Raw genomic sequence first — 14,486 nt, 5'->3', positions numbered from 1 at the left:
ATATTTATTAAGGATAAAAAATGAGAAAAGTACATCAAATCATTGCAAATCATCTTCCGTCAGCGAGCACTGCGTCCGTTTTTAATGGCAATCATTTATTTGTTGGTGCATTGGTCACAGGGGCGCTATTGTTAACGGGTTGCCAATCTACCAGTCTCAACCAATCTAACGCGATGACTGCCAAGCAAACGCCAGTGGCAGCCAAGACAGCATTGGCGACGGCGTTACAAAAAAAGCGCCGCCAGTCTTTTAGTTACCATAGTAATCTTGAGATTAGTAACGAGCAGAAATTTAGTGATATAAACACTAAAATAGATGCCAAAGCGCCAGTCGCCTCAGGCTATATCGATGAATACTGCGAAGACACACACGATCAAGCATATGCCGCCTTACTTACTCAAGCAGAAGCGCAAAATAAAGATATTTTGGTGGCAGATTATGACGCTGAGCGAACGACGCTGAAAGACCGCTACCTTGAGTGTACAGATGCCTATGAGGCATGGGTAGACAGCAACTATGATAGTGAGATCACCGTGCCAGCGTCTTACCAACAGTTATTTGACAATTATGATGACCGAACGACAGCGCAAGATATCAAAAAGGCAAAGCTGCTAGATGCTTATGTGCTAAAGCCCTTGTCTATCAATGCACAAGGCGTCTATCAACCAATGGCTGGCAAGGCGACGATGTTGGCGAGCGTTCAGTATCACGCGCGCAATCATCAAAGCAGCGTTAATCAGCCTATTTATCTAGATTTGAAAAACGGTAATATTTATCTGTGGGCAGATAATTTTGCGATGTTTAATTCAGAAATGTTAGACGATAAGCTCGGTACAAAATGGCGCAATAAATGGCTAAAGCTAGCCATTAATGATGGCACCTTACCCAAAGGTTTTGGTAGTGAGTTGATAAAAAGCCATTTTGCAGCGTTAGATACCACATTTGATGCGGCACCTGTTAGCCAGTTTGATTATGTCGCCCCTAATACGCTAGCTTCGCTCTCTCCCAAGTTACCCGCGCATCAGCTACCAGCAATGCTGGCAAGTAACCAAGTCATTCGCCGTGTACAAAGTGCTGAGAGTTATGAGCAGTTTTATCAAGATTATATGCGCATCGTTTACGAGCGGATTAGCCAGCGATATCCTGAGCTGGTCAAAGAAAGCGCGGCTTACGAGATAGGCGACAAAAATGCTGATAAATTTACCAGTAAAGCGTTAGTGCAGCAAATGCTAGCAATGATAAAGAGTGGCATGGGTAGTGGCAGTGAGACAGTAGAGGAAACAATGGCAGAGGCAAAAGAAGAGACGAAAGAAAGTGCAATGCTAGCGAAAGCAGAGACGCAGCAGTTATATGGCTTTGATAAGCGTGGTCAGCTCAAATGGCAGCATCTGCGTAGTGAGCTTCCGAGCGAGACTGCTTCCAATAAGAATATGGTCATAGATGTTTTGCAGCAATACTCCGCTATAAGCGCTACAGACATGGCATTTCCGAACTTACCAAGTAATGTGCAAGTTCCCAATGCCAGTAATAGTATTGATGTGCGCGAGTATGGTAGCGAGTTGATGCAGTATTATCGTGATGGCAATGGTACTGCGATAGGAAAGATGATGTTTAGTGTCATGCCGATGGCTAAAGAGAAGTTTGGGGCGATTGATTAGAGTAATGTTTTTATGTTTTAAACTGCTATGTTCTAAAACTTCAAAAATTGAATGATATTGATATTAAAAAAGGAAAGTTATGAAACAGCTTTTAGTAGGATTTATTTTTACTATAGTTGCATGTGGATCTGTCCAAGCAGGATGTATTGGTAGCTCATCTTTTTCTACATGCTCTGATGCTAATGGGAATTCTTATACAAATAATAGAATAGGAAATACAACTTATACATCAGGATATAATAGTAGTACAGGAAGCAGTTGGAGCCAAAATACTAACAGAATTGGTGATACCTCTTATACTAATGGTACTAGTGCTGATGGTGGTAGTTGGAATAAGTCTTCTCGAAAAATTGGTTCATATACGTACCATAACGGTAGCGATAGCGATGGAAATAGCTTCAACTATTCATGTAATCAGTTTGGATGTAATTGATGTGGCTAGTTGTTGAAAGTGAGTAATAAGATTGATTTAAACCTCAACATTAAAACTAAAAAGCGCACCGTTTATACGATGCGCTTTTTTATGTGTTCATAATCAGTCTTATAGGACATTCAGCATGAATGCTAAATAGTCTATTAATGACGAATTACATGCCTTGGCGCTGTTTGCCATGCATTTTACCGTGCTCTGAGCCTTTATGACCTTTCGCCATTTTTTCAGCCTTCAATGTAGCAAGTTTGGCGCGTTGCTCAGCGGTCAATACCTGAGAAATAGCGTGTTGAGTTTGTACGCGCTCAATAAAGCGCTGTTTGGTTTTAGCCGCTTGTTGATCAGCTAAGCGGTTGACTGCTGCTGTATTTAGAGTGTTAGCATTGGTCAATGCTTGCATTTGTTGCTGCATCTGCGCCCGTTCTGCTTTGTTTTTTGTGCGGTCAGCTTTACGGTCACCGTGTTGTGCTTGCATGATGGCTTTGATTTGCGCTTGTTGCGTTGCTGTTAGATCTAGCTGCGACATTGGACCTCTCATGCCGCCTTTTTTCATACCACCTTTTTTCATGCCATCTTTATGCTGCATTTTGCTGGTCGTTGGTGTGGTATCAGTAGTTGCATTAACACTGGTACAAGCCGTTACGGTGAAAATGCTAGACATTGCTAATACTGAGCCCATTAATAATTTTTTCATCATCATTACCTTAATTTATGGTGCATACATTATTGGTTGCGAAAAAGTCAGTTTTTATCTGATCAGCTTATGAACAGTAAGTGTCCCGGATAGCCACTATCCATCACAGCTTGTTATCAGTATTTGTCGCTGATAGACGCTATATTACGACAGTTAAAGGTTACGAACATTTATGAAGTATTAAGAAAGGTAACGTTTATAGCGAATCGATAAGTAATTGACTGATAATATGGCTAATAAAGCGATCCAACGCTCAAGGAGAAAGATGTGCCACACATACTACTAGGCGATGATGACGAAGAATTGACCCAGTTATTACAAGAATACTTGCACAATCATGGGGTGACATGCGACTGCGTTCACGATGGCGAGGCTGTCATACAAAAACTCAAAACCGCGAGCAATAATGTGCTTAATGGCACTGCTGCTTATGACTTGCTGGTGCTAGATATTATGATGCCAAAAATTGATGGATTGAGTGTCTTGCGTCAATTGCCCAATATCAGTGATATACCTGTCATTATGCTGACGGCAAAAGGGGAGGAGATTGATCGTATTATTGGTCTGGAGCTTGGTGCTGATGATTATATTACCAAACCTTGCAATCCTAGAGAACTGCTGGCACGTATCAATGCCGTCATCAAGCGCACCAATGCGGCGGCATCAGAGCATACGCCGTTACCAGAGAGTCGTTTGCATTTGGATCAAAACCAGCGGCTTTGTCAGATAGATGGCATAGAGCTACAAGTTACTGGCACAGAATTTGATTTGTTGGTTGCGCTACTGAAACAAAAAGGCGAGGTGGTAAGCAAAGCATGGCTGTCAGAGCATGTCTTACAACGTGAATTACAACCCTTCGACCGTAGCCTTGATGTGCATGTCTCGCGACTCCGCAAAAAACTCCAACCTTTTCACGAAGAGCCTATCAAGGCAGTTCGTGGTAAAGGTTATCAGCTGGTGTTGTAATGACGGAATCATCGATGAAGCCTCCAAGATTTAAGATACGTATGACCCTGTTTTGGCGTTTGTTTTTAAGCTTATTAGTGACGATTCTGATAACCTCAGTTTTATCCATTATGGTGGAGCGTTGGCTGGTCGAAAAAGCACTAACCGCTCGTATGGATGTGCAAATTGATAGTTTATTGATTAAGCGCCAAGAAATGACTGAGGCGCTACAAGTGGGTGATTTAACCACTGTCAGGGAGATGTACCGTCAAGATCGGCGGCTTATGAATCAGATCAGAGTCTATGATGAGCAAGGTGCCATTATATTTCCACGTTATCGTGATAGAGATGGGCGTAGGCAAAAACCTATGAATAGCGATCGACAGGTAATGGGGTATTCATCAATGCTACCAATACAGTCAATGCCTAATGCGGATAATAAAAAACCTGATAATAAAATGTCTGGTAATCACAATGATAGGGTATCGAATAACGAACCGTCACTTTTAAATCATATCCTGTCACCGATGACCCCGAATCGCGCGAAGATGGCTGATCCTGATAGTCGTCCTGAACTGGCGGACATGACAGTCGTCTTACCAGATGAGCAGGCTGTGATCATACAGTTGCGTCCGCATCTACGATTTTCAGACGTCGTGGCGCTGCAACGTGGCAATTTTCCCATACGTTTACTGTTGATTATTATCTTTAGCGTCTTGGTTTGTGTTTGGCTGAGTCGTACATTGACCCAGCGTATTCGCCGTGTGCAAAACACCGTACATCGTATGATTGACGGCGACTATCAGGCCCATCCAAATCTATCAAAAATGGGCGACGATGAATTGGGTTTGCTGGCTAAAGATGTGGACAAACTCTCAACGCGGTTGGCTGAGAGTGAGCTGGCACGCAAGCAGATGCTCAGTGATATCTCGCACGAGCTACGATCGCCACTGGCGCGTCTTGACGTTGCGACTGAGCTGACTCGCGACTTTGCACCGAATGCCAGTCGTTACCTAGACCGTATCGATAAAGAGTCGGCGCGGATGAATGAGTTGATTGAGCAAATCATTCATATTCAATCTCTACAGATGCAGCAATATACGATCGATAATATAGAAAACGAAGCGGTTGATCTCTCTGATATTATCAGTGAAATTGGTCAAGACGTTTGCTTTGAGTTTCAGCATAAAAACGTGCGCTGGCAATGGCAGCCGAGTCATACACGCGTGACAGACTCTTTATCAACGGCTTACTTAGCCACTCCTTGGACTGTGCTTGGCAACCAAGAGCAGCTACATAGCGCGTTTGAAAATGTCATCCGTAATGCTTTTATGCATACTGCCTCCGATTCAACAGTAATTGCTGATATTAAAGAAGTGGAGATGGAGGATAAGAAACCCGCGATTCAAATCAGCATAATGGACGAGGGCGGCGGCGTCGCGGATAAAGATGTAGAGCGTATTTTTCAGCCCTTTGTACGGCTTGATTCGGCTCGTCATCGTGAAACAGGTGGCTATGGTTTGGGATTGGCAATTGTCCATGCGGTTGTGATGGCGCATAAAGGTCAGATTCATGTCTACAATCGCCAAGATGGCTTACAAGGGCTGGTGGTGCAGATAATTTTGCCTAGCAGATAAGAAGATAAATGGTTAAGAAACATTTTATGGGAAATTTATGTGCTTATCATGTGTTTACAATACAAATAAGCGCATATCCTACCTATACTAAAAGCTAATTTTTTTTAAAAAATGGTCCTAATTTAATGTGAATACTCAAAAATTAAAAGTTTATATTCGTTTTTATGAATATAAACGACAAATGGTAATAAATGCCAGACAGACGACATTGTCACTCTCTATATATTCGGTAATACTAATATATAGAGAGTGCTAAAGATTTTACGAGACAAAACGTATTATTCCTTAAACATTCATACAAATAATTTTCTAAAAAAGCTTCGTGATTATCAGTTTATATCCCGTTTTATTTTGTGATATCGACTCTCTGCGATATAGATTTTATCTCTGATTTTTTAAATCTGACAAGTCTGTAAGGGAGTACATATCATGAACCGCATCTATAAAGTCATCTGGAATGAAGCCTTAAATTGCTTTACTGCAGTCGGTGAATATGCAAAGGCGCGTGGCAAATCTTCCAAATCTAGTGTTAGCTCTAACACTGCTATCAACACAACATCTAACCTATCTACAATCAAGACATTACGATTAAGTGCCATAGGCCTTGGGCTATTGGCTGCTGGTTTTGGTATGCAGACGAATGCTACGGGTACAGAAAATCACCATGATGGCGATTATACTCATAGCCATGGTAGTCACGGCGTACATGCCCATACCTCTGGTAACAATAGCCACAACAATAACTCTGATCAAGACAATCCTGAAGGTTCAATAACACTAAACTTCGAAGGTGATAATCCTACAACTATCACACGCAGTAATGGCGAGACACTTAATATTTTAGGTGGTGCAACTGGACCACTGACGGATGGTAACATCGGTGTATTCGGTATTGGTAACACCTTAACTATCCAGTTAGCTGAAAACATCGATCTTGGTGCTGATGGCAGCCTCAAAAATGGTGATACTTTGCTCGATAGCTCTGGGGTCAAGATCACGGCTATCAATGCAGCCAATAACGTTACGCTTAGTAATAACGGTCTTAATAATGGTGGCAATCAAATTACAAACGTCGCCAGTGGTGTTGGTAATAATAGCAATGCTGCAAACATCGGTGATCTGAACAATGCAGTCGCAGCTAACAAAACCAAGTACTATAGTGTCAATTCAACAGCTACTGGTAATGCCAATAACGATGGCGCAACCGGACCAAATGCTATGGCTATGGGCGGTAATGCTAGTGCTACTGGTGGACAAGCCATTGCAATTGGTAGCGGTCAAAGTGGACAGCACACGACTGCAAGTGGACAACAGTCTATCGCGATTGGTGCAAACGTTGTATCGAAAGGACATTCATCTATTGCTATAGGCGGTGATGATTTAGATGCTGCCTCAAAAGCAAATATCAATGGTACCTCAGCCTTTACTATCAATGGTGGCGATGTTAATGCTACCTTCGTTTCCTATACGGGTCGAGATCTTGTTGAGACACCTCCTTATATGGTGAACACCGATTCAGGTGGTGCCGCTTCCATAGCCATTGGAGTAAAATCGCTATCTGAAGGCGCACTATCTACCGCTATTGGCGTACAGTCCTCTTCATCTGGTGTTGCGTCTTCTGCCTTTGGTATAGGTGCCTCAGCAAGTGAAAAAGGATCAGTCGCACTTGGTGCGGGTGCCCAGTCTAATACTCAAGAGGGAGTGGCTCTAGGGTCACAATCTGTTGCGAATGTTGCAGGTGGTGCAATTGGCTTTGCTCCCACAAGTGCCAGTATCGCAGACAAAGCAGCTATCACAGCCACTAACAGTACCAGCCTTGGTGCAGTCTCTATAGGTAATGCCAAAGACGGTACTCGTCAGATTGTCAATGTCGCTGCAGGTATAAATAACAGCGATGCAGTGAACGTATCTCAGCTAAAAGCATTAGACACTATCGTTGCTGATATTGATTTTCCTATCCGCTCCAGCAGTTCACAGCCATACACCACGTCAGTAACAGGGACTAACGCTCTTGCTGTTGGCTCGAATGCCAATGCAAACGGTAGTAACTCAACCGTTGTTGGAGAAAATGCATTTGGGAACTCAAATTCAACCGTCATCGGTGAAGGCGCAAGATCTTCATTCAACGGCTTTGCTGGTGGTCAAGATGCAAAAGCAGGTGTTAATTCAATTGCGATAGGTCAAAGAGCCACAAACGGAACCAGCGCAAGTCGTGCGGTTGCGATAGGCTACGAAGCCAAAGCAACTGCCAATGACTCCGTTGCACTTGGTCTTGATGCACAAGCTCAGGCTTTAGGGGGTGTTGCACTAGGTAAAGGTTCTAGAGCAAATGCTCTAAACAGTGTTGCTTTAGGTCAAAACTCTGTTGCAACAGTACAAAGTGGTGCTTCTTTCTTAACCAACGTTGCTGCTGATGCAAATAATGGCACAGTCTCGGTAGGAGCTGTTGGAAGCGAACGTCGTATCGTTAACGTTGCAGGTGGCTCAGCAGATACTGATGCAGTGAATGTATCTCAGCTAAAAGCTGTCACAGACATTGCAAATGAGGGCTGGAACATCAGTGCACAAGGTAACAGTGCTACTGCAAGCAATGTAGGACCTGGCGATTCAGTTGACTTCAATAGTAAAAATAACAACATCACTGTCTCTAAAAGCTCAACGAGCAATGATGTGTCATTTGAGCTCAATAATAACCTCGATCTAGGTAATAACGGCAGCATAAGCACAGGCAATATCTTTAGTGGCACTCAAGTTAATCGCTTGGGCATGGTTACAGGTGGTCTGGCAATGGGTGGCGTCACTACAGTCAGTGGCGCTGGTGTGACCGTAACAGGTATAAACCCTTTTAATCCGTCTAATGCCACGTTGACCAGTGATGGTCTAACCATTCTGAATGGTCCAAGCATGACCAGATCTGGTGGTATCAATGCTGGCAATAAAAAGATCACAAACGTTAAAGCTGGTACAACTACCACTGACGCGGTGAACTATGGTCAGCTAGAAAATGTATCAAACGTGTCTGACAGCGCTATGCAGACGGTTATCACTCAAATAAATGGCAATGAGGTTAAAACACTGGATAAAACGAACAATACGGCCAACTTCCTCACAGGAGACAACATCGTTCTTAGTGCTGAAGATGGTGGTATTAAAGTGGCGACAGCAGAGAATGTTACCTTTACCAGTGTCACCGCAGGGGATACCTTGTTGAACACAGATGGCGTCAGCTTCTTGGGTAGCAATACGGTTAGACTAAGCAGCATGGGTCTCAACAATGGCGGCAACAGAATCACTGAAGTAGCTGATGCTACTGAATTAGATGACGCCGTCAACCTCAGTCAGCTAAATGGTGTGACAGACACGGCTAATAGAGGCTGGGATATCAGTGCACAAGGTAACAGTGCTACTGCAAGCAATGTTGGACCTGGTGAAGCAGTTGACTTCAATAGCAAAAACAGCAACATCATCGTCTCCAAAACAGCAAACAGTAATGATGTCTCGTTCGAGCTCAACAACGATCTTGATCTAGGAAATAACGGCAGCGTCAGCACAGGTAATATCTTTGGTGGCACTCAAGTTAATCGTCTGGGCATGATCACAGGTGGTCTGGCAATGGGCGGTGTGACTACGGTCAGCGGCATTGGTGTGACAGTAACAGGTACAAACCCACTGTCTAATGCAACGTTGACCAGCGATGGTCTAAGCATGGTCGGTGGCCCAAGCATCACTAAGTCTAATGGTATTAATGCTGGTAATAAGAAAGTGACAAACGTCAAGGCGGGTGTCTTAGATAAAGACGCGGTCAATGTTGGTCAGCTCAACAGTTCAGCTGCCGCTGCTAAAACAGAAGTCGCCGCAGGTACTAACGTGGCTGATGTTGTGAAATCTACGGGTCAGAACGGTCAAGACGTCTATACCGTCAATGCAGATGGTGTCACCGCTTCAGCAGGCTCTTCTGCCGTCACGGTCACAGCAGGTGACAAAGACGAGTTGACCAACATGACCGACTATGCCGTTGACTTAAGTGAAACTAGCAAAGCCAGCTTGGTAAAAGCTGATAGCGCTATGCAGACGGTTATCACTCAAATAAATGGCAATGAGGTTAAAACACTGGATAAAACGGACAATACGGCCAACTTCATCACAGGTGATAACATCGTTCTTAGTGCTGAAGATGGTGGTATTAAAGTGGCGACAGCAGAGAATGTTACCTTTACCAGTGTCACCGCAGGGGATACCTTGTTGAACACAGGTGGCGTCAGCTTCTTGGGTGGCAGTACAGTTAGACTAAGCAGCATGGGTCTCAACAATGGCGGCAATAGAATCACTGAAGTAGCTGATGGTGAAGATGATACAGATGCCGTTAATATTAGACAGTTGAATGCAACCAACAGCACGGTCGACTTGGGACTAGACTTTACAGGAGACGACACTACCGTTGTTGTCAATCGTAAGTTAGGTCAAACCTTAACAATCCAAGGAGGCGCGACAGAGTTAACTGATAACAACATCGGTGTTGTTGCTGATGAAGAGGGCAATCTAAACGTTAAATTGGCTGAAGACGTAATGCTTGGTAAAAATGGTAGCGTGAGAATGGAAAGCACGGTGCTTAACAATGCAGGCGTCACCATCACTGATGGTCCTAATCAGACCATTACGTTAAGCAACGAAGGTCTTGATAATGGTAATAATAGAATTATCAAAGTTGGTGAAGGAATTGCGCCAACTGATGCCGTAAACTTCGCACAGCTCACAACGACCAATAACGAAATTGCCAAAGGTATTAAAATTGGTGATGGTAATAGCGATAATGATCAGCAATTTGCATTAGGTGATACGATCAATGTCACAGGTGATAGTAACCTTACTACTGTTGCTTCTGCAAATGGCGTTCAAGTTAAACTCAACAACCAGTTGGATTTGGGAGATGAGGGCAGTATGCAAATAGGCAATAGCATTATGAACAACGCAGGCTTTACTTTTATAGATAGTGGCTTAGGTAGAACGGTCACATTGAGTAGCCGTGGTCTAGACAATGGTGGCAACATCATTCGTAATGTTGGTAGAGGTGAGCTGAACTCTGATGCCGTAAACGTCGGGCAATTGAGAGAAGTGACCATTGCCTTGGATCGAGGTTGGGATATCACTGCTCAAGGTGATATTGCTACTCAGGTAAGACAAGGAGATGCTATCGACCTAAATAGTAGAGACGGTAATATCAAAGTGTCTAGAACGTTAGTCAATGATGTGGCTACCTTTGATGCTAGCACAGGTTTACGTGCAGCAGCTATACCTTCCAATGCTAATGACATTAGTTTTGATCTAAGCCCAGATATCACTTTGAACAGTGTCACCACAGGTAATACTACTATCAATGATAATGGACTCACGATTGCGGGTGGTCCAAGCGTCACGAAAAGTGGCATTGATGCGGCTGACACTAAGATTACCAATATCCAAAATGGTGAAGTAGCTGCAGACAGCCAAGACGCCGTTAATGGTAGTCAACTCTATGCCCAAGGCAGTGGTATCAGCAGCATTATCGGTGGCAACACTGTCTATAATCCTGAAAATGGTACTTTCATTAATAATGATATCGGTGGAACAGGTCAAGGCAATATCGATGGTGCGATTGCTTCTATCAGACAAGGTACGATCGAAATCAATGAAAACGTACAAGTTAATACTACCAACATCACCAGTAATACAACTGATATCACGACCAACACCACAGATATTGCTACTAACACTAGCAATATCGCGACTAACACAACCAATATTACCACCAATACAACCAATATCAACACCAACACGGATAGGCTCGATGCTGGACTCAACTTTGGTGCAGATAGTGGTGATAATATCAACAAACCAGTCGGAGATGAGAGTGTCCTAAGCTTCACAGGTGGTAACAACATAACGACCACCGCAGAGGGCAGTAGCATCAAGTTTGATCTGAACGGTAATATAAGCGTTGATAGTGTCACGGCTGGGACGACAGTCATCAATAGTAATGGTATCAGTATGCAAGGCGGCCCAAGTATGACCGCTCAAGGAATAAATGCAGGCAGTCAACGTATCACTGGTGTCGCTGATGGTATCGAGGCAACCGATGCCGTCAACTACAGTCAGCTCAGTGCACTTGATAGTCGACTCAATAGTAATATGAATGACCTTGGCTACAGAATCGATGAAGTGGAAGACGATGCAAATGCAGGTATCTCAGCTGCAATGGCAATGTCTGCACTACCTCAGGCCTACATCGCAGGTAAGTCACTGATCGGTGGTGGTGTCAGTACCTATAACGGCGAAAGCGCTGTAGCCATTGGCTTCTCTAAACTCTCTAACGACGGTCGCTGGGTTATCAAAGTGAACGGTACGGCAGATACTCAAGGCAATGTAGGCGGCGCAGTAGGTGCAGGTTTCCATTTTGACTAAAGAGGCTGCTCAATTATAAATTTTGATGAGATAAAAAAAGCAAGACATCAGATGTCTTGCTTTTTTATGGATGAAAAATAAATATTTAATACAATGAAGATAATAATCGTATAAATCTTGATTATCATAAAATCACTTTTTGATCAACTTGCCAAGTTTAAGAAGGTGAATATATCTATAGGATAGAGAGTGAAAATTATTAGATCATTCGCTTTCAACTATCTAAGCACTTATTGAAGAAATCGATATACAGGTTTGTTTTTAATGAGTATTCTAATCATCATGATACTACCAAATCCATTCACTCGTCCTCTCAATGCTTGGGTCACCATTTTTGTGGTTGCCTTGCACGGTGCCACGGTATGGGCAATGATATCTATCGATACCCCAAAACCTCCCGAAATAAAAAATAAACCAGAGACCATTCAACTAGAGCTAATCACATTAGCGTCACCTCCTACCAATAGGCCAAGTACAGAACCTCAATCCAAACCTGTCTCAGAAAAACAACCCGTCTCTGAGACTCAACCAATCAAACCATTAGAAAAAGTAGTAGCATCTGCTCAGCTGTCATCAGCTGCAACATTAAAAGCTGAAACAAAAGAAGCGCCAATATCTTCAACAGCAAACACTGACGTGGCTAAAAAATCATCCAATTTAGAAAGTAATCCTGAAAAGTCTCTCGAAAACCCCTCATCAGCATCATCATTGACGACAGTAGAATCAAGAAAAATATCGAATGTATCGAATGTATCGAATGTATCGAATGTATCGAATGTATCGAATGTATCAGACGACACAGAGCAAGATCTCTCGGCGATGATTCGAGCTGTGACAGCGCAGTTCAACCGTGATCAAGCCAGACAGAAACGTGCACTAGGAAAACAAACCAACCGAAAGCTCGCCGAACAAGAGCAATGGCGCATACAAGCAGCCAATGAAGCAATTGCCAACATGCTGAAGTTAGCCGCTGCCCAAGCCGAAAAGCAAGTCACTGATCAGGCCGCTATAGATGAGAAGGCTGATAAATATAATGAGGTTAATAAAAGTGACGAGACAGGCCCGTTTTTGGCAGATTATGGTAGCTGGCTTGATAAGCACGAACCGACGACTAGCTTACCATTGCTAATATGGCGTAGCATTGATACTGAGCTCGGTGATGTGTTTATCGTCATGCTAGAGTTGCATGTCAATAAAGAAGGCTATATTACGGAGGTGCAACTGCTTGAACCCTCAGGCAGTCCAATAATCGATGCAATGGCAACCACGCAAGTTAGGACAGGGCAACTCAATCCACTGCAAAAAGATGGCAAGACAGTTGATGCAATTATGCCGATGTCATTGGTATATGAGAGACCGACATTTAATAATTAACATAGAATTTGTAAGGTCTTTCGCCGATGATAATGCTAGCAGCTGTTTTTAAATGAACAACACGGTCTATCGTCAGATCAATATAAAAAAACGGCAAGCGTAACATCCAGCTGGTATAAATTTTCCTTGCTTGCTGTGTGCTTGGCACTTTAGAGCCTTACAAAAAATCATCCCGGCAGTATGGTATTTTTTTAAAGTGAATCTACTATAATTACGTCAAGATAATTACGTTAAGATAGTCACGTCAAGATAATTATGTTAAGGAAGATGTATGGATCTTATGGATTATTGGCAATACACAGATATTATTACCAAGGCTTTATTTTTTGCGCTTTTTGCACTATCGGTTGCCTCTTGGGTCACAGGAATTTTGCGGCTGTATTATAGTCGCCAACTGGCCAAAACTGTCGCGGCTGATTTAGCGCAGCAATTACAAAAACAAGTACCGCCTAGTTTGCAAGCCAGTGCAGAGGAGCGCAGATTGATGACCGAGCAGACTTTATTGCAGCTGATCGGTCGCTATCGACATCGCAGTGAGCAAGGATTGCCGCTATTAGGTACGACTGCTGCTATTGCGCCCTTTATTGGATTATTTGGTACGGTATGGGGTATATTTCATGCGCTACGCAGTATCGGTATGAGCGGGCAGGCAGGGCTTGCGCAAGTGGCAGGTCCAGTAGGTGAGGCGCTCATCATGACGGGGCTTGGTCTTGCCGTTGCGATTCCTGCTGTGATTTTTTATAACATTATTGCGCGTATGAATCGTCGAACGTTATTCTTAGCCAATGATATTGCTCACGGTCTCTTAGGTGCATCGATGCGTCCAGCAGTGACGACAGATAAAACGAATACAAAAGTTTAGATCCTTGCAATTTATTGGCTATAAAAAAGGAGACACGCATGGCGTTTCATCTAGGAGATGATGACACTCAAGGTTTGAGCGAAATGAACCTGATACCGCTCATCGATATCATGCTGGTGCTGATGATTATCTTTTTAGTGACAGCGACAGTGATGAACCCAACTGTGCCATTGGATCTGCCCAAGACCAGTGCTACGATTAATGATTTGCCTGATGACATATTACAAATCAGTATCAATCAAGATAATGAGCTGTTTTGGGATGAAGAGTCGCTGTCATTACCGCAACTACAGACACGGTTTGCGCAAGCAGCAAGTGATGGGCTAGATCCTAGTATTCATCTGCGCGCAGACAAAGACACTCGCTACGATATGGTGGCGCAAGTTTTGGCTGCTGCGAGTAATGCAGGTCTTACTAAAGTTGCTTTCGTCAATGAGTAAGCTTTTGA

Annotated in this window: 9 protein-coding genes; 8 read left to right on the top strand and 1 reads right to left on the bottom strand. The window is 43.4% G+C overall.

Features of this window, described 5'->3' with window-relative positions; genetic code table 11:
- Positions 1-20: 20 nt before the first annotated feature.
- Together IOD06_RS05360 and IOD06_RS05355 are read left to right on the top strand one after the other, a co-directional pair.
- Positions 21-1,658, top strand: a complete 1,638-nt coding sequence (locus IOD06_RS05360; protein WP_194619744.1) for a hypothetical protein — start codon at positions 21-23, stop codon at positions 1,656-1,658.
- 79 nt (positions 1,659-1,737) lie between these two features.
- Positions 1,738-2,091: a hypothetical protein gene (locus IOD06_RS05355; protein ID WP_194619743.1), complete on the top strand. Its 354-nt coding sequence runs from the start codon at positions 1,738-1,740 to the stop codon at positions 2,089-2,091.
- A 154-nt stretch (positions 2,092-2,245) separates the two neighbouring features.
- Here the strand turns inward: IOD06_RS05355 and IOD06_RS05350 are convergent, their stop codons facing one another.
- On the bottom strand, positions 2,246-2,782 hold the full coding sequence (locus tag IOD06_RS05350; protein WP_194619742.1) for a Spy/CpxP family protein refolding chaperone: 537 nt from the start codon (positions 2,780-2,782) through the stop codon (positions 2,246-2,248).
- A gap of 267 nt (positions 2,783-3,049) precedes the next feature.
- On the opposite strand from IOD06_RS05350, the gene IOD06_RS13785 reads away from it, so the two are divergent.
- The 6 genes from IOD06_RS13785 (at position 3,050) to IOD06_RS05320 (ending at position 14,478) form a co-directional block, all read left to right on the top strand.
- Positions 3,050-3,748, top strand: coding sequence for a response regulator transcription factor (locus IOD06_RS13785; RefSeq protein ID WP_194619741.1), 699 nt, complete (start codon positions 3,050-3,052; stop codon positions 3,746-3,748).
- Positions 3,749-3,762: 14 nt separating this feature from the next.
- Positions 3,763-5,364: a cell wall metabolism sensor histidine kinase WalK gene (locus tag IOD06_RS05340; protein WP_227669926.1), complete on the top strand. Its 1,602-nt coding sequence runs from the start codon at positions 3,763-3,765 to the stop codon at positions 5,362-5,364.
- 429 nt (positions 5,365-5,793) lie between these two features.
- Entirely contained in the window at positions 5,794-11,802 is a 6,009-nt protein-coding gene (locus IOD06_RS05335) for a YadA-like family protein (protein ID WP_194619739.1), read from the top strand.
- A gap of 264 nt (positions 11,803-12,066) precedes the next feature.
- Positions 12,067-13,176, top strand: a complete 1,110-nt coding sequence (locus IOD06_RS05330; protein ID WP_194619738.1) for an energy transducer TonB — start codon at positions 12,067-12,069, stop codon at positions 13,174-13,176.
- Positions 13,177-13,447: 271 nt separating this feature from the next.
- Positions 13,448-14,038: a MotA/TolQ/ExbB proton channel family protein gene (locus IOD06_RS05325; RefSeq protein ID WP_194619737.1), complete on the top strand. Its 591-nt coding sequence runs from the start codon at positions 13,448-13,450 to the stop codon at positions 14,036-14,038.
- A gap of 38 nt (positions 14,039-14,076) precedes the next feature.
- Positions 14,077-14,478, top strand: coding sequence for a biopolymer transporter ExbD (locus IOD06_RS05320; RefSeq protein WP_189585118.1), 402 nt, complete (start codon positions 14,077-14,079; stop codon positions 14,476-14,478).
- Positions 14,479-14,486 lie beyond the last annotated feature (8 nt).

Source organism: Psychrobacter sp. N25K4-3-2 (assembly GCF_015351755.1).
In the GTDB taxonomy this organism is placed as follows: domain Bacteria; phylum Pseudomonadota; class Gammaproteobacteria; order Pseudomonadales; family Moraxellaceae; genus Psychrobacter; species Psychrobacter glaciei.
The sequence above is the reverse complement of the archived record's forward strand: the minus strand, read 5'-3'. Positions and strand labels throughout refer to the sequence as shown.